The following is a 17,751-nucleotide window of genomic DNA, read 5'->3' as shown; positions in this document are numbered from 1 at the left end:
AGAAACTTTAGTGAAACATGCTGCTGACGGAGCTATCTTCATGAATGCGCCAGATCGCTTCCCCCAGCACATTGGCTACCGAGAGAACGGTTAATTCGGGAAAGTGCTGCTCTGGAGGGATGGGGATGGTGTTGGTGACGATCACCTCTTCAAACAGGCCACCCCGCAGGCGTTGAATGGCCGGCTCAGAAAAAACAGGGTGAATGGCGCAGGCGTAAACCGCCTTGGCCCCCAGCTTGCGCAGCAATTTTGCCCCTTCCGAGATGGTGCCTGCCGTATCGATCATGTCGTCCACAAGGATGGCAGTTTTCCCCCGCACATCCCCAATCAGATTCATGACTTCCACATCGTTGTGGGCTTGGCGGCGCTTGTCAATGATTGCCAGAGGGGCTTCCTTGAGTTTTTTGGCAAAGGCACGGGCACGAGCCACACCCCCCACATCGGGAGAGACGACCACAATGTCTTCGTCGAGCAAGCCCTTTTCCTTGAGGTAAGCCTGTAATACCGGCTGGGCGTAGACGTGGTCGAGGGGAATGTCGAAGTAGCCTTGAATCTGGGCCGAGTGCAGATCCATAGCCAGCACGCGGTGAGCTCCCGCCTGGGTAATCATGTTGGCCACCAGCTTGGCGGTGATCGCTTCTCGTCCTGCCGTTTTGCGGTCGGCACGAGCGTAGCCGTAGTAAGGCAAGACGGCGGTGATCTGCCGGGCAGAGGCGCGGCGACAGGCGTCAATAATGACCAGCAGTTCCATTAGGTGGTCGTTGACGGGGCGGCAGGTGGGCTGCACCAAGTAGACATCGGCACCCCGAATCGACTCCTGAATTTGGATGTACAGCTCGCCATCGGCAAAGCGCTTGCGCAACATCGGGCCCAGATCCATGCCCAAGTAACGCGCCACCTCTTGAGCCAGAGCCGGGTTAGCGCTGCCTGAGAAGATTTTGAGGCGGTTGCTATCCGAGATGGGTGGCAGGGGGGAAGGGCGGAGAAGAGGGGCAGGGCGAACCACAGATCGATGCTGAACTCGTCCGCAGCCAACGCCTAACGGCGAGCTGTCGCTATCGTAGCACCAGCACTTGCAACCTCAGCAACTGTATTCTTGGGGATTTTCTGGGGAGGCAGGTTACTATGAGCAGAATGAAGGTCGAGCTGCTGCACATCCACAAGCGTTTTGGGGCGGTACAGGCGAACCGCGATGTGTCCTTACGGGTGGAGGCGGGCACGATCCACGGCCTGCTTGGGGAAAACGGGGCCGGCAAAAGTACCTTGGTCAAAATCCTGAGCGGCTTTCTGCGCTGTGATCAGGGGGAGATTTGGATCGATGGGCAACCGGTTCGCATCGACAGCCCTGCAGCAGCCATTCGCCTGGGCATTGGCATGTTGCACCAGGATCCCTTGGATTTTCCTTCTCTGACGGTGCTGGAAAACTTTATTGCCGGGCAGCGGGGGCGCTTGGGTTTGGGGCTGCGAGAAAGCCGGAAACGTCTTGAGAAAGCCTGTGAAGAGTTTGGTTTCAACCTCAACCCCGATGGAGCCATCGGCAGCTTGACGGTGGGGGAACGGCAACAACTGGAAATGCTGCGGTTGCTTTCCCTGGGGATCAACACCTTGATTTTGGATGAGCCAACGACGGGCATTTCTGCAGCGCAAAAAGATCTTCTGTTCGCGGCTCTGAGAAGGTTGGCGGAGCAGGGCAAATCGGTGATCTTCGTCTCCCACAAGCTGGCCGATGTGGAGTGCCTTTGCGATCGGGTGACGGTGATGCGGCAGGGGGAGGTGGTGGGGGAGCTGCCTGTTAGAGGTGAGGACATTGCCCTGCTGGAACAGCGGTTGATCGATTGGATGTTCGGGCGGGAGTTGGCACCCCCGGCTCGGCCCCATTCTCCGCAAAGGAGGGCGGATCCCCTGTTGGAGTTGCGCTCCCTGGTGGTGCGGCATGAGCCGTTTGCCTTGGCTTTGCCAGATCTGGCGGTGCAGCCGGGGGAAGTGATTGGGTTGGCTGGTTTGGAGGGCAGTGGGCAACGCTCTTTCCTTCTCACCTGTGCAGGGTTGTTGCCGCCCAGGCGGGGCCAGATCTTGTTGAGGGGGCAGGAGATGACAGGCCGTCCTTACGGCGACTACCTGCGCTGTGGGGTGGGGTTTTCTCCGGCGGATCGGCTGCGGGAAGGGCTGATCCCCGGCCTAACGTTGCAGGAGCATTTTGCCCTCAAGCAGCAGGATCCCTGGATCAACTGGGCTCTGGCCCGTCAACAGGCCCAAGCGGCCATTGAACACTTCAGCATTCGCGGTCACCCCTACAGCCGGGTGGAGCAACTCTCGGGGGGCAACCAGCAGCGCAGCCAGTTGGCTCTCTTGCCCACACCCCTGACCCTGTTGCTGATGGAGCACCCAACGCGAGGGTTGGACATCGAGTCGGCGCTGTGGGTCTGGGGGCAATTGCTAGAACGCACCCAAACGGGTACAGCCATTCTTTTTGCCTCTGCAGATTTGGACGAGATCCTGCTGTACAGCAACCGGGTGATGGTGTTCAGCGGCGGACAGGTCTCGGAGCCCATTCCGGCGGCGGAGCTCACCGTTTCACGCCTGGGACAGATGATGACGCTTCCCGTCTTGCGCAGCACTCACAGCAGCGAGATCCCAGGGATCCCAACTGAGGTTTAGAGGGCTGGTCGCATCAGCAGGAACTGACACTCTGCCGGAGCAAGAGAAGGATTTGAGAACAGCATGGCAACCGGACAGAGCAAGGCTTAGAGTAGCAGTGGCCCCAAGCCTTTTTGCTCAAGGAGTCCGGCCATGGGATCCCAGGATCGCGCTCCGCCCTCAGGAACAGAGGAGCCGCAATCTGACCGTTCGCCCTCCTCGGACGACGTCCTTTTGCAGCTCACCGTTCGGGGATCCCGGCAGCAGGTGTTGCGAGGTTTGCGAGCTTGGCTGGAGCTGGGCTTACTGACCCCAAAGCACTTTCGCCTGCTGGTGGAGCAGTATCGGCTGGAGGCGGAGGAGAGAGAAGCAAGGCCAGGGGCAGTTTCCCCTGGCGACGAGATCCCGGCCCGTCTTGGCTCGGCCTACGTGCTCTGGATTTTGGGTTTGTTTGGCATCTGTGGCCTGCACCGTTTTTATCTGGGCCGCTGGCGGACGGGTTTGCTCTGGCTGTTGACCTTTGGGCTGCTGGGGATCGGACAGCTCCTGGATTTGATTTGGATCCCGGGGATGGTGCGGGAAAGAAATGCTCGCCTGGCTGGATCTGGAGTTGAGGCGGGAGAAGAGCCCCAAGCTGCCCCTCAACCTGTTCGCGCCAGCGGTGCGGAGCACTATCGCGCTACTCGGACGGAGTCCTTGTCCCCCTCTCCCCCGGCACTGGCTGTTTTGCTGCGGAACTTGCTGTCCGAGCTAAGCGTGACTTGGCTGTTGCTGCTGGGCCTGTTTTTGGTGGTGGTGTCCTCCGGGGTGCTGGCGGCCAGCCGCTGGGAGCAATTTTCCCCAACTGCCCAGTATGGGGTGCTCTTGGCCTACACGGCGGCTTTTGGGGTGGGCGCTGGGTGGGCTCAGCGGCAGGAAGGGCTGCGTCTAACCGGCCAGACTCTCGAGGCCATTGCCTTGCTGCTGGTGCCGGTGAACGTGTGGGCGCTGGATGGGCTGGGGATCCCTTGGGGGATCCGTATCCTGGCGCTGGGCTTGCTGCTGGGGATCCCGTTGGCGGCTGGGCGGCAGGTGCGCTCGCTGGGTTTGTTCGCGCCAGCGGTGCGGAGCACTAGTGCCGGATACGCCTTTTATGGAACCTTGGTGAACTTTTTGTCCCTCTCCGGCTTGCACGCTTTCTGGAGCCTGGGGCCGCAGGAGCTTCGCCCCACGGTTGCCCTGGGGATCCTGTATCTGGGGATCCTCAGCACCGTGATTTACACCTGGAGCCGCCGGTCTCTAGAATTACGGGGCTCCAGGCTCTGGCTAATCGGGGCTGCCGGATCCCTGTTGATCCTGCGGGGGCTGCTGTCTGGGCATGTCCAAGTGTCGCAGTTGGGGTTGGCGGTGGCCCTGTTGGGTTGGCTGGCAGCGGAATGGCCCCAGGGATCCCCGTACATCGTAGCAGAAGGCGCTCAGGAGGGGATGCTCTCCCGCTGGTGGGATGGAAGCTGGGTGCTGTTGGTGGTGGGCTGGCTGCTGGCCGCCATTGGCTTGGCGGAGAGCCGTTTCAGCGGCTGGCAGTTGCCGGGCATTAGCCTGCTGGGGATCCATGTTCTAACCGGGCGTCTGCGCCGACACACCCAGTCGCGTCAGCAGGACGAGATCCTCAGGGTGCATTTGACGTTGCTATTCTTGCTGGGCCTGGAAACTTGCTGGGCTTTTTGGCAGGTGTGGCCCCCAAGCTGGCGGCAAGCAGTTGTGGCTACAGTGATCAACTGGTTTCAGCCCCTTGATTCCCCCTGGGGATTGCTGGGGTTGGTGCTACTGCCCTACGAGGTGCTGTGGTTGGGGTTGGCGGCCCGCTGGCAGAGGAGCACTCCAGAAGCCGGCGAGACAGACTTTTCTGGGCTGGTGGAACCAACAGAGCGCTTGGTTTTGGGGCTAGGGGGATCCCTGCTGCTCTTGAGCCTTCCCTATCCGGCCATTCGCTTTTGGCACTTGCTTTTGAGCGCCGGGATCCTGGCCTGGTGGCTACAACAAAAGTCCAGATCAGGAGAAACTCCCAACTTTCTTTGGGTACTCCTGACCCACGCCTACGGAGTGGGGGCACTGCTAGCCGGGATCCGCTGGCTTTTGCCCGACTTGTTCGCGCCAGCGGTGCGGAGCACTAGCTTGTCCGCTTGGGGAGTGGTTCTGCTGTTGGTGGGTCTATTGGAATGGGCAGGGCGGGTGGCTCTGGGTGGGTCAGGGCGCTTTTGGGGATTGCCCGTGGGGCTGTGGCAGCGAAGTGCAGATGGCATAGGGTCGGTGTTGGTGGGATCCAGCTACTTGGCGTTTTTGCTGCAACGGCTCCCCGAGTTGTCTGCGACGGGTGAACAATCCTTTGGCTGGCTGTGGCTGCTGGTGCCTCTTGTTTTGACGGCAGCTCAGGTATTGGCCCTGCCCCCCCTGGAGTTCATGCCCCGCTGGCTGCAGATCCCAGAGCAAGGGGAGGTGGGATCCCTTTCCTGGCAGCAGGGGATCCCGGAGCGCGGGTCTTTGCGTTTCCCGGCAGTTCTCTCCCTTTTGCTGGCCCAGTTACTCACCTTTGGAAGGCCGGGGGTTGAGTTTCTGGGTCTGGGCTTGGGGTTGCTGCTGATGGCCACTCAGGTGTGGGTGTGGGCCTCTTTCCCCTCCGCCGACCATGAGCTCCACACCGCCAACGCAGTTGTTCCAGCAGAGGTGCTGTTGACAGTGACGTTTGGCTGGGGGTTCGGTCTGGTGGGAATCCATCGGCTGTTCCCCGCTTTAACGGAGTCAGAATGGCTGACGGCCTTGGGGGTGCTGCTGTTGTTCGCGACAGCGGTGCGGAGCACTAGCGGCTGTCGCTACAGCCTAGGGACTCCGTTCCACTACCTCTCTCCCCGCCTTCGGGCAGCTTACCGACCGGTGCTGGATGGCTTTGGCTTTCTGCTGGGGATCGTACTTTTACTTTCCCTAACGTTGCAGACATTGCAGCCAGAAGCAGGTCGCATCGGTGGTGGAAAGTACCTGGATTCCCCAGTGGCTCTGACCCTGGCCTCTGGGACTGTCCTGGTGGCCATTGTTTTGCGGCTTTGGGTGGAAGTGGCTCCCGCTTTTTATCGCGACGGCGGTGTCCATCCTGCTGGCTTGGAGAGCGAAAGCCCGTCTCCTTCCAGGGCGGAGGATGTCTCAACTGGCGGCAGCGGTCAGGAGGCTTCGTCGGCCATCTCATGGTCTGTAATGGAGGGGCTGTCCTATGGGCTGATCTGGGCTTTGGAGCTGTTGGTGGCCAGCAGCCTCTTGTGGGTGGTACAGGGATCCCGTCCTGTTGCCCCTCTGCTTGCCGTCATCAATCTAAGCCTGGGGATCCTCTTTTGGATTGGGCCGGAGAAACTCCTCTTTGAGCGGCCCGATCGCGCTGGTGGGACGGAGTCCTCAGGGGGACAACTCCTGCAGCGGGTCAAGGCTCTGAGTTGCTGGGGGACAGCGCCGCTGATCTATGCCGGCTTGGGCTGGCTGGGATCCCATCTCGAACTCGAATGGAGCGAGCTGACAGGTCTGGGCAGCTTAGGTCTCTCCATCGTGCTGCTGGGCGTGGGGCGCCGACAGTCACCGGAGCAGCACCCCTGTCGCGAACAGGAAGGCCCTCCTCCTACCAACCGGAAGGGGATCCTGGGAGCTTTCGGAATATCGCTGGCGGCCTACGAGAGCTGGGTCTACTTTCTCGGCCAGCAAACTGGGGAATTCTGGGAGGACGAAGCGGCGGTGCTGACAGCTTTGCTAGGGCTGCTCTTGGCAGTGGGCTACTGCCTCTGTCCATCTTGGCTGGTGGCGACCCTGCGGCTGAAAGCGGCCTGGCTGCAGCGGATAGGTGCCGGCAACTGGGGCTTGGCCAGCCTCGCCCTTTGGAGTTTCGCTCTCAGCCCTTGGGGGAAGGGGCTCTGGGTGCTGACGGGATCCGGCCTGGTGGCCTATGCCGCCGGACAGGCGAGAACCTCAACTTCAGAATCTCCGACAGAGCGAAATTGGGCGCCAACGGTCTGGGGTTACCTCAGTGCTTGGCAGGGGGCTGGGGTTCTGCTGGGCAGTGTGTTCCTGGGGCTGCCGCAGCTATCCATAGCGCGATGGGCTGGATCCCTGCTCTGTGGGCTGGGGCTGGTTTACCATGGCTTGCCCTGGCGAGGGTGGGGCTGGCCGTCGGATCCCTGGCACAATACGGCCTTGGTGCTACCCCTGACTGCGTTTCTGGTAACCGGGGGAGGAAACAACACCCTTAATCTGCTGTTGGGGGCAACCTACTATGCTCTGCTGTCCGTCTGGAGATCCCAGGTGCGCCTGGGCTACATCAGCTTGTTTTTGAGCAACTGGATCCTCTGGGATTACATCCAGCAACAGGACTGGTCTTCTCTCACGTTCTCCGCCCTACCCTTGGTGGGATCCCTGCTCTATGTGGCTCAGGTGGATCCGGGATTACAGGAAGCCAGCGGGCGACAGGGGCGACATTGGCTGCGGCTGGTTTCCTTGGGCACATGGCTGCTGGTGGTGATGGTGGAAACCCACGGGCAACTGTGGGCGGGATTTTGGCCGGTGGGGCTTGGCTTAGCTTTGGGTCTGCTGGGCTTGGCCTTGCGGGTAAGAGCTTATCTCTTCGTGGGCACGCTGGCTTTTGGGCTGGGGATCCTGCGGCAGGGATGGCTACTGGTGACAGCTTATTCGCTGCTGTTCTGGGCCACTGGGATCCTGCTGGGCCTGCTCCTCATTTGGACGGCAGCCAATTTTGAACGGCGTCGAGAAGAAGTGGGATCCCACATCTCCGCTTGGCTAGGGCAACTGCAGAGCTGGGAATGAAAGAATCCTGAGTCCAGCCAATCTGAGCAGGATCAACTTGAGGAGGGCTGACCTGTTCGCGACAGCGGTGCGGAGCACTACTGAGGCCCTATCAGAGGAGGCGAACACGCCAGAAAATGGATCGACGAGGAATCGACACTCAACGCGAGTGATGAGAAAACAAGTCGGTAGGGCAGGGGGTATGTCAAACTGAGGCTGGCCTTGCTTTGGAGGATCGGGTCTATTGCTGGGCAACGCTGACCCAAAGGTATCTTCTCAGCCTGGGTGGAAAAAGCTCCTGCGGCAGATCTTGGCTCCTTGGCGGGAGTTCGATGGCATTTTGCTGGCCACAGTGCTGGCCTTGACGGGCATCGGTATTGTTGCTATCCGCAGTGCGGTCTGGGAGCGGCCCATCAGCCACTACTGGGTACAGCAGTTGATCATGGCCGGGATCAGCCTGGCGTTTTTGGGAGTGGTGGCCCGGATTCCATATGAGCGGCTGTTGCGCTGGCACTGGTTCACCTACTTCTTGACCTTGGCGAGTTTAATTGCAGTGCTCTTTTTCGGCACAGCAGGCGGAGGAGCGGAGCGCTGGCTCTCCATCGCCGGCTTTCAGGTGCAGCCTTCTGAGTTTGCCAAGCTGGGGGTAATCATCACCCTGGCCGCTCTCCTGCACCACTGGCCGATCAAATACTTCAGCCAGATTTGGGTGGCCGTTGCCGTCATTGCTCCTCCCTGGATCTTGATTTTCCTGCAGCCCAACCTGGGCACTGCCCTGGTGTTTGTGGTGATTGTCCTGGTCATGCTCTACTGGGCCGGAGCCAAGGGCAGTTGGATCCTCTTGCTCCTGTCGCCGGGGGTGGGAGCCATTCTCTATGGCTTACACACTCGCCCAGAGCTGAGCTGGATGCTTTGGGTTTGGCTGCTCTGGTGTCTGGGAATGGCGGGGTTGGCCGCTTGGCGTCTCCCCTGGCAGTGGACGGGGGCCGTAACTTTTGGGGTAATCAACCTGCTCTCGGGGCAGTTGGGTCAGCTAGCTTGGCACCTTCTCAAGCCCTATCAGCGGCGGCGGCTGGAGATTTTCATCGATCCCATGCAAGAGCCTTGGGGATCCGGCTATCACCTCATTCAATCCCGCATTGCCATCGGGGCCGGTGGCCTCTGGGGACAGGGCATCCAGCAGGGCACCCAAACCCAACTGGACTTTATCCCCGAACAGCACACGGATTTCATTTTCTCCGCCATTGGGGAAGAGATGGGCTTTGTGGGCACCCTGACGGTGCTGATCCTGTTCTGGATCCTGTGTGCGCGGCTGATCTGGATTGCCCAAGGGGCCAAGGACAATTTTGGATCCCTGATCACCATTGGGGTGCTGGCAATGATCCTGTTTCAGGCAGTGGTCAACATCGGCATGACCATCGGCCTGGCCCCCATTACCGGTTTGCCTTTGCCTTTTTTGAGCTATGGCCGCTCGGCTCTGCTGACCAATTTTCTGGCCATCGGCTTGGTGGAGTCGGTGGTGATGCACCGCCAACGTGCCACCTTTTTCACCTGAGCCCTGCCTGGGAATACCCCTGAACCACTTCTCATTCAAAAAATCTTCAGAATCTTTACAATCAATTGAGATTGCCTGCCCATCCCTTGCCCTACCCTCGCCGGGATTTGTATTCTACTGCAATTCCATCCCCTCGCCCTTCTGTGGGCGTTGCAGAACTTCTTTTCCTCACTCATCTTTGACCATGTCTCAACCCGCCCTCGAATCCATCCTGCAGGAAAAGCGCCTTTTCCCCCCGCCCCCTTCGTTTGTGCAACAGGCCCGCATCACCCCCAGTCGCTACCAACAGCTTTGTCAGGAAGCCGAGGCGGATCCCTTAGGTTTTTGGGAACGGCTGGCTCGGCAGGAGTTGCACTGGTTTCAGCCTTGGCAGCAGGTGTTGCACTGGGATCCTCCCCAGGCGCAGTGGTTTGTGGGAGGACAGCTCAACCTCAGCTACAACTGCTTGGATCGCCACCTGGAAAATGGCCGCCGCCAAAAACTGGCCCTGATCTGGGAGGGAGAACCGGGGGACATTCGCACCTTGACCTATGAGCAGCTCCATCGCGAGGTCTGCCGTTGGGCCAACGGCCTGAAGGCCCTGGGCATTCAAAAAGGGGATCGGGTGGGGATCTACATGCCGATGATCCCGGAAGCCGTCATGGCCATGCTGGCCTGTGCTCGGCTCGGGGCAGCCCATACGGTGGTGTTTGGGGGCTTTAGCGCGGAGGCTCTCAAGGAGCGGCTGCGGGATGCGGAAGCCAAAGCCGTGATCACCGCCGATGGGGGCTGGCGCAAAGATGCGATTGTCCCCCTCAAGCCGCAGGTGGACTTGGCGCTGGCAGAGGGAGTGCCCACTGTCGAAAACGTCTTGGTGGTGCGGCGGACGGGGCAAGCCGTGCCGATGACCCCAGGCCGAGATGTTTGGTGGCATGAGCTGGCTCCTGGCTTGGAGGAAGCGTGCCCTGCCGAGCCGATGGACTCGGAGGCGATGCTGTTTATCCTCTACACCTCCGGCACCACCGGCAAGCCCAAAGGCGTTGTCCACACCAGCGGCGGCTACAACCTCTACACCCACATCACCTGCCAGTGGATCTTCGATTTGCACGAAGAAGACATCTACTGGTGTACTGCCGATATCGGTTGGATCACGGGACACAGCTACATCGTCTATGGCCCCCTCTCCAACGGGGCAACGGTGTTTATGTACGAAGGGGCGCCGCGACCGTCCAAGCCCGATTGCTTCTGGGAGTTAATCGCCCGTCACCGCATCTCCATTTTTTACACTGCTCCAACGGCCATCCGGGCCTTTATGAGAAGTGGCGACGCCCTGCCCCGTCGGCATGATCTCTCTTCGCTGCGCCTGTTGGGCACGGTTGGCGAGCCGATCAATCCCGAAGCTTGGATGTGGTACCACACCGTCATCGGCAACGAGCGCTGCCCCATTGTGGATACCTGGTGGCAGACCGAAACCGGCGGCATTATGATTTCGCCCTTGCCGGGGGTTACCGCCACCAAGCCGGGATCGGCTACCCGTCCTTTTCCGGGCATTCAAGCAGATGTTGTCGATATGGAGGGGAACCCGGCACCCGAAGGGGGGTATTTGGTGATCCGTCGCCCCTGGCCGGGCATGATGCGCACTATCTATAGAGATCCGCAGCGGTTCCGCACCAGCTACTGGGAGCGGATCCCTCCCCAAGATGGGCAGTATTTCTACTTTGCCGGGGATGGGGCCCGCCGGGATGAAGACGGTTATTTTTGGGTGATGGGCCGGGTGGACGATGTCATCAATGTGGCAGGACATCGCCTCGGCACGATGGAACTTGAATCGGCCTTGGTGTCTCATCCTGCAGTTGCCGAAGCGGCTGTGGTCGGTCGCCCAGATGACCTCAAAGGCGAGGTGATCGTGGCCTTTGTCATCCTGTCGGAGGGCTATGAGCCCAGCGAAGCGCTGCGCCAAGCGTTGATGCAACATGTGGTCTCCGAAATCGGGGCCATTGCCCGCCCCAGCGAAATTCGCTTCACCGAGGCCCTGCCCAAAACCCGCTCCGGCAAGATCATGCGCCGTTTGCTGCGGGATTTGGCGGCTGGCGCCGGCATCAGTGGCGATACCTCCACCCTCGAAGATCGCGGGGTGCTAGAACGGCTGCGCCAAGGGGTATGAGCCGACCACAACCCCGCACTAAGATGAGGACATTGAGTCCTGGGTTGTGAAGTCTTCATGTTGCCTCTGGATCCCACCCTGTACTTCGACCACAGCGCCACCACTCCCCCCCGGCCCGAGGTCATTGAGGCCATGCGGATGGCGATGCAGGAAAGCTGGGGCAATCCCTCTAGCTTGCATGGGTGGGGAGAACGGGCCGCCATGGTCATGGAGCGGGCGCGGCAGCAGGTGGCCGAGCTGCTTAACTGTGAGCCGGAGGCGCTGCTGTTTACCTCGGGGGGGACAGAATCCAACAACTTGGCCCTCTTTGGGGTGGCCCAGCGCTACTCTACTCCCCAACATCTCATCATCTCCAGCGTCGAGCACGCCTCGGTGGAAAATGCTGCCCGCCAGTTGCAGTCCCAGGGTTGGCAGGTCACCCGTCTGCCGGTGAACGCCGCCGGCCAGGTGGATCCCCGGACTTTAATCCGAGCCTTGCAGCCCAACACCGTTTTGGTCTCCATCGTCCACGGGCAAAATGAGGTGGGATCCCTGCAACCCATTGCCGAGCTGGGCCACATCTGCCGCCAAGCTGGGGTACTGTTCCACAGCGATGCTGTGCAGACGGTGGGGCGGATCCCGTTGGATCTGACACAACTGCCGGTGGATCTGCTCTCCCTTTCCGGGCACAAGCTCTACGGGCCGCAGGGGGTGGGGGCACTGTACGTGCGCCCAGGGGTGGAGCTGCGACCGCTGCTGCGGGGGGGCGGGCAAGAACGGCGGCTGCGCGCCGGTACCCAAGGGATCCCGGGAATTGTCGGCTTGGGAGTGGCGGCGGCTCTGGCGGCCCAGGAGCTGTCCCAAGAAACGGCCCGCCTACGGCAATTGCAACGGCATTTGGCCCAGTTGCTGGCGGAGGTGCCCGGTTTGCGGCTGACCGGCCCTGTGGATTTGGAGCAGCGTCTGCCCCACCACCTCAGCTACTGCACCGCAGGGATCCCCGGGAATGTGCTGGTCAGGGCTCTGAGCCGCCAGGGGATCGCCATTAGCGCCGGCTCCGCCTGTAGCAGCGGCCAACTGATCCCCAGCCGCATCCTCTTGGCCATGGGCTATTCGGAAGCCGAGGCACTGGGATCCATTCGCCTTAGCCTTGGCAAAGCCACCACCTACGCTGCGGTCGAGTATGTAGCCCGATGTCTACAAACGGAGCTTGCCTCCATCTCCAAATCCGTAGCCTTGGGGAATGCGGCAACTCAATCCCCGTTGTCGATCCCCGTCACGTAGCCGGATCGAAGGTTGGGCAGGCTGGGTTAAGGTGATAGAGAGTTAAAGGGCTGGTCGCTATGGCTGAGATGAGTCCGTATCAGGTGTTGGGAATTAGCGAAGAAGCCTCTTTTGAAGAGATTCAATCGGCGCGGGCTCGGCTCCTGGCCAGCTTGGGCGCCGATGAACAGCAGCAAGAGCGGGTGGAGCAAGCCTACGATGCCATCCTGATGCAGCGCCTGCGCCTGCGCAAAGAGGGCAAAATCGCCGTTCCCGATCGCATTCGCTACGCCGAACAACGGGCTGCCCATCCTGAGCCGGAGCTGAGTTTGCCTCGCCCTGCTGCCCAAAATCCCCCCTGGGTCAGCCGCTGGTTGGATACCCCCTCTACCGCCGATGCCCTCTGGCCTGCGGCGCTGCTGGGTGGGCTGGGGGGTTGGGTTATCCTGGCTCCCGATGAGTACCCCTCGCTGCAACTGGCCTTGGGGCTGATGGCTTGTATCTATTTCCTGTACCGCAAAGAGCGCCGCTTCATTCGCGCTTTTCTCTTGGCCCTGGCGGGCCTGAGCCTGGGGCTGATGTTGGCCTACGGCATTGCCCTTCCTCTCACCGGTGGCGATGCTCCTGGCGCGCTGTTGGTGGGGATCACGTTTACGGTGATGTGGTTGGTGACCAGCTTTTTGCGCTAGCTGCCGGTTTGCGACAGATATTCAACCTGGAACCTCACCTGCCAAACCGCCGCTGCCGCGACTGATAGCTAAGCAAGGCTTGGTGAAAAGCGGCTCGGTCAAAATCCGGCCAGAGAATGGGGGTGAAATACTGCTCGGTGTAGGCCATCTGCCAGAGCAGGAAGTTGCTGATGCGCATCTCGCCGCTGGTACGGATCAGCAGATCAGGATCCGATAAGCCGGTGGTGTAGAGAAATTGGGAAAAGAGGGCCTCGTCAATCTGATCCGGCTGCAGCAGCCCCTGCTGCACCAAGGTGGCAATGGAGCGGCAGGCCTGCAGGATCTCCTGTCTTCCCCCGTAGTTGAGGGCCACCGTCAGGCAAATGCCCTTGTTGTGCTGGGTGCATTCCACCGCATGCACGATGGTTTCCTGCAGAGAGTGGGGCAGAGCCGACAACTGGCCGGCAAACTGGATGCGCACCCCCTGCTGCACCATTTCCCCCAACTCCCGCCACAGCACCTGTTCGAACAACGTCATGAGGAAATCCACTTCCTCGCGGGCACGGCCCCAGTTCTCGGTGGAGAAGGCATAGGCGGTAAGGGCCGGGATCCCCCAATCATTGCAACAGCGCAGCAGCTCCTTCAGGGCCGCTACCCCTCGCTGATGCCCAACGCTGCGGGGTAAACCCCGTTTTTGCGCCCAACGCCTGTTGCCATCCATCACCACCGCCACATGGCGGGGCAACAACTGGGGATCCAGGTCGGCAGGCAAGTGCAGAAGATGGGCAGGAGAAAGGGTCATGGGGATCAGTCTTTCGGGAGGGTTTTCTCAGGTTTGCGAAAGAGTTTAGTTAGATCGGAGAGGGATCCCCACCAGCGCAGCGGCCCATTGCGAAACCAGGGGTGGGCCCACAATCCCTTTAGCGGAGCATCTCGTTTTTTGGCATCGCGGGGATTGCGCAACCGCTGTACCAGCAGTTCGTGTAACTTGGCACTGGTCAGAGGTCGCTCGATGCGCCCACCCTCCGCCAGCGAGATGCAGCCCGTTTCTTCTGAGACCACAATACACAAGCAATTGGTCTGTTCTGTGATCCCCATCGCAGCACGGTGCCGTGTGCCCAGTTGCCGAGAGGCGGCCCGCTCCGAAACCGGTAGGATTACCCCCGCTGCGCGAATGCGATCCCGATGGATGACCACAGCCCCATCATGCAACAAAGTTGAAGTCTGGAAAATGGTCTGCAGGATCTCCCGCGACACCCGCGCCTGCAGAGGTACCCCTTTGTCGGTAAAGACCCGCGAGTCAATCGGCTGCTCTGGCTCGATGACAATCAGCGCTCCTGTGCGGTTTTGGGAAAGTTCTCGCACCGCTTGCACCAGTTCTTCCACCAAATCTTCCTCAGGATCCTCCTCGTCGTCGCCTGCGTTGCTTGGCCACTCCATGCGGATAGCTCTTGCCAGTTGCTCCAGCAGCCGGCGAAACTCCGGTTGAAAGAGCACGCCCATGGCTACGGCTGCGCCCAGGAGCAGGCGATCCAAGATCAGGTGAACCAAGGGCAGAGAGGCTGTGGCCAGGTACAGCACCAACAGCACTATAAATCCCCGCACCAGCACCCCAGCACGACTCTCGCGGGTGTAATAGAGAGCCAAGGCCAACAGAAAGACGGCCAGAGCCCAGTCCAAGAGGCTGAGAAAGTTAAACTGCTGTAGCCAAGCCCATAAGGCCGCCAGCATGGCGAAAAACCCCGTTCACGCTCCCCTCATTGCGGGCCTTCTGACTGTGCCGTTCTGCACCTCAGAACCCCTGTTGGACTGCGGCCCCCAGACCAGCCTACCACTCACCTCCTGGCTGTCTTCCAGTCTTTCTCGCATGAGGTGCGTTGGCTGCGGTCGGCGCTGCCAGGAAAGGCTGTGCCTCTAGTAAACTACCCGGCTCCGACCGCTAAGCGGTACGGAGCGGGCTTTCAGTAGCCCTGAGCCTGTTCTGCTCTACCAGAGAACAAAACAAGCCCGGACCTCTAGGCTGGTTTACGGCAGCCCCCAAGAGCGCAATCACATTCGCACCATTCAAATCCGCATCCCCTTCCCATCCACAGTGCCCACACTTGAACGACTTGCCACTGCGATAGGATTGCGCAGGATCGGGATGGATATGCAAACACTTGTGGCAGGTCTGCGACGTGTAGGCGGGCGGCACAAGAATCAGAGAAACCCCTGCAACCCTCGCCTTGTACTCCAGAAACTGACGTAGTTGGTAGAACGCCCAACTGTTGGTCCTACGCCGCTCGGCTTTGCTGCGTGGCTGTTGATTGACCCTTTCCCGGATCCCTGTCAGGTCTTCCAGAGCAATAGCGCTGTTGGTAGCTTTTGCCCTAGAGACAATAGCTTTGGAGATGCGATGATTGACCCACACTTGAAAGCGTCTCTCCTTGCCAGACAGCCGTTGCAACAGTGCTCTGCATCTGCGCCGCGAACTGCGGGTGCCCTTACTGGCTTTGCGTTGGAGTACCGCCCTCAACCGGGAGTAGTGGTCGCGGACTCTGTTCAACTGCTGTCCATTCCAGTTGTCCCCCTCTGACGTATGGGCAATATCTGTCCTTCCAAAGTCCACCCCGATCACCTTGTCGGTATCTTGTTGCTTGGGCGGGTTTTTCTCTACGCAAATCTGGATGTAGTAGGAGCCGTCCTTCCGCTGGACTAGGGTGGCCGATTTGGGGTTAGAACCAGCCAGCATCCCACGCTGGTAGTTGCCAATGGCTAGCTCAAAGCGTTCTCTCCCTTCCACCGTGGTCAGCGACACCGTCCAGTCTTTCTCGCGGAATGAAAAGATACGTGCGTCGTAGGTAACGAACCTACGCTTGAACTCTTTAACCGGACGGTTGCGCTGTCTCGCCACTTTGCGAGCGCCTGCCACCCGTCTGCACACCTGTTGAGCCGAGTTACTGGACAAGCCGAACCGGGCTCGAATCTCGTAGTAGCAAAGGGATTGCAGTTTGACCGCGTTGACGATCTTCTCCGGCGTGTTCTGGTTGACCCAGTTCAAGGCTTGGCCAAAAGCCTCCATCGTCGCGTCCAATTTGGCGGCTTGCGACTGGGACGCCTTGAGCTTACAGGAGACGGTCAGGACTTGGCCCATAAGTTCATTGTACTTCATCAAAGCGCATTCCTCCCGGCACTGACCCTACGGGTACAGTGCGGGGCTCCTGCGATTTCTAGCTGACCAGATGGGTATGGGCAAACTTCCCCTTCAACGCAGCAACCGCTCTGGCAGAACATCCTGACGGATTAGGTCGGCATAAGTTTCTCGCCGCACAATCAACTGGGCCTCTCCCTCGTTGACCAGCACCGCGGCTGGCCGAGGGAAGCGATTGTAATTGGAAGCCATGCTGTAGTTGTAGGCTCCCGTCGCCAAAACCACCAACACTTCTCCTGCCATTGGAGCGGGCAGAAGCACATCCTTCAACAGCACATCCCCCGACTCGCAGTGCTTGCCGGCCACCGTTACCCGCTGCGTGGCCTCTGCCTCTGGTCGGTTGGCCAGAAGGGCGGTATAGCGGGCTTGATAGGTGATCGGGCGCGGGTTGTCGGACATACCACCGTCGATGGTGATGTAGGTGCGTCCCTGGGGCAGGTCATCGCTGGGAGGGATCCGCTTTTGCCCCCCCAGGGTGTAGGCGGTCACGGCAGCCGGCCCAATCACAGATCGTCCGGGCTCACAGAGCACTTTCGGCAAAGGGATCCCAGCCTGGGCAAAGGCTTGTTGCACCGCCGTCGCCACAGTTTCCACCCACTCCGGGATGGAGGGGGGATCATCGGATTCGACATAGCGGATCCCCAGGCCCCCACCCACATTGAGCTCTTGTAGGGGCAGCCCTCTGTCCAGCCCTTGCCGCCAGATCTGGGCCAGCACCCCCGCCAGGTCTCGGTGGCCCTGCAGATCAAAAATCTGCGACCCAATGTGGGCGTGGAGCCCGACGCACTGCAACTGAGGATGGGCGGCCAAAAAATCCAGCACTTCCGGCAATTGCCATCGCCCGATGCCGAATTTGCTGTCGGTTTGCCCGGTACGAATGTACTCGTGGGTGTGGACGTCGATACCGGGGTTAACCCGCAGGAGCAGCCGCGCTGGCCGTTCGGGTGTGGCCAGGGCCGAGACCTGCTGCAGCTCGTACAGGCTATCCGCCACCACAGTACAGCCTGTCTCCAGGGCTAAGTTCAGCTCCTCAAGAGACTTGGCGTTGCCGTGCAGATAGAGATCTTCACCTTTGGCCCCCGCCTGCAGGGCTGTGTACAGCTCCCCGCCGGAAGCCACATCCAACCCCAGCCCTTCTTGCAGAGCCAGAGCACAAATGGCCAGGCAGTTCCAGGCTTTCGTGGCGTACAAAACCCGGGATCCCCCGGCGTAGCAGCGGGCCCAGGTGTCGCGGTAAAGCTGGCAGGCGCGGCGCAGCGTCCACTCGTCCAGGATGTAGAGAGGGGATCCGAACTGGCGCACCAGCTCCACCACGTCGCACCCCCCAATTTCCAAGTGCCCCCGGCTGTTGATACGGCTGGTCAAGGGGCGCAAAGACTGGTTGGGAGAAAGGGTCTGCTCTGGATGGGTAGGAGTGCCGAGGGTAGAAATCATGGTCAGGGGCCGAAGGACTGTTTTCAACGATATCAAGTTCCGCGTTCAGCTTGTCTTGAAAAATGTCCAG

At 60.3% G+C, this 17,751-nt stretch carries 11 protein-coding genes; 6 read left to right on the top strand and 5 right to left on the bottom strand.

Annotation, left to right across the window (positions count from 1 at the left end; all coding sequences use genetic code 11):
• Positions 1-7 precede the first annotated feature (7 nt).
• Positions 8-1,006 carry a ribose-phosphate pyrophosphokinase gene (locus tag ACVWYZ_RS05840; protein ID WP_011433256.1) on the bottom strand — a complete coding sequence of 333 codons (999 nt, stop codon included), beginning with the start codon at positions 1,004-1,006 and terminating at the stop codon, positions 8-10.
• Between the two features lie 119 nt (positions 1,007-1,125).
• Between ACVWYZ_RS05840 and ACVWYZ_RS05835 the strand changes: the two genes are divergently transcribed.
• The 6 genes from ACVWYZ_RS05835 (at position 1,126) to ACVWYZ_RS05810 (ending at position 13,078) form a co-directional block, all read left to right on the top strand.
• On the top strand, positions 1,126-2,658 hold the full coding sequence (locus ACVWYZ_RS05835) for an ABC transporter ATP-binding protein (RefSeq protein WP_457466486.1): 1,533 nt from the start codon (positions 1,126-1,128) through the stop codon (positions 2,656-2,658).
• 132 nt (positions 2,659-2,790) lie between these two features.
• Positions 2,791-7,470 (top strand): NINE protein, encoded by a 4,680-nt coding sequence (locus tag ACVWYZ_RS05830; protein WP_457466485.1) that lies wholly within the window; start codon positions 2,791-2,793, stop codon positions 7,468-7,470.
• Positions 7,471-7,693: 223 nt separating this feature from the next.
• Positions 7,694-9,004, top strand: coding sequence for a rod shape-determining protein RodA (gene rodA, locus ACVWYZ_RS05825; RefSeq protein WP_414418018.1), 1,311 nt, complete (start codon positions 7,694-7,696; stop codon positions 9,002-9,004).
• Between the two features lie 184 nt (positions 9,005-9,188).
• Positions 9,189-11,147 carry an acetate--CoA ligase gene (gene acs, locus ACVWYZ_RS05820; RefSeq protein ID WP_457466484.1) on the top strand — a complete coding sequence of 653 codons (1,959 nt, stop codon included), beginning with the start codon at positions 9,189-9,191 and terminating at the stop codon, positions 11,145-11,147.
• Between the two features lie 57 nt (positions 11,148-11,204).
• A complete protein-coding gene (locus ACVWYZ_RS05815; RefSeq protein WP_457466483.1) occupies positions 11,205-12,410 on the top strand; it encodes a cysteine desulfurase family protein in 1,206 nt (401 codons plus the stop codon).
• 59 nt (positions 12,411-12,469) lie between these two features.
• Entirely contained in the window at positions 12,470-13,078 is a 609-nt protein-coding gene (locus ACVWYZ_RS05810) for a CPP1-like family protein (RefSeq protein ID WP_041436527.1), read from the top strand.
• Positions 13,079-13,112: 34 nt separating this feature from the next.
• Here the strand turns inward: ACVWYZ_RS05810 and ACVWYZ_RS05805 are convergent, their stop codons facing one another.
• The 4 genes from ACVWYZ_RS05805 to lysA form a co-directional block, all read right to left on the bottom strand.
• Positions 13,113-13,859, bottom strand: coding sequence for an isoprenyl transferase (locus ACVWYZ_RS05805; protein ID WP_457466482.1), 747 nt, complete (start codon positions 13,857-13,859; stop codon positions 13,113-13,115).
• A 5-nt stretch (positions 13,860-13,864) separates the two neighbouring features.
• The gene (gene cdaA, locus ACVWYZ_RS05800) at positions 13,865-14,788 is read right to left on the bottom strand and encodes a diadenylate cyclase CdaA (protein WP_457466481.1); all 924 of its coding nucleotides are present in this window, start codon (positions 14,786-14,788) and stop codon (positions 13,865-13,867) included.
• Positions 14,789-14,996: 208 nt separating this feature from the next.
• Positions 14,997-16,190: an RNA-guided endonuclease InsQ/TnpB family protein gene (locus ACVWYZ_RS05795; protein WP_457466480.1), complete on the bottom strand. Its 1,194-nt coding sequence runs from the start codon at positions 16,188-16,190 to the stop codon at positions 14,997-14,999.
• 111 nt (positions 16,191-16,301) lie between these two features.
• Positions 16,302-17,681, bottom strand: a complete 1,380-nt coding sequence (lysA, locus tag ACVWYZ_RS05790) for a diaminopimelate decarboxylase (RefSeq protein WP_414355719.1) — start codon at positions 17,679-17,681, stop codon at positions 16,302-16,304.
• Between the last annotated feature and the right edge of the window lie 70 nt (positions 17,682-17,751).

Source organism: Thermostichus sp. MS-CIW-37, assembly GCF_054060065.1.
The sequence above is the reverse complement of the archived record's forward strand: the minus strand, read 5'-3'. Positions and strand labels throughout refer to the sequence as shown.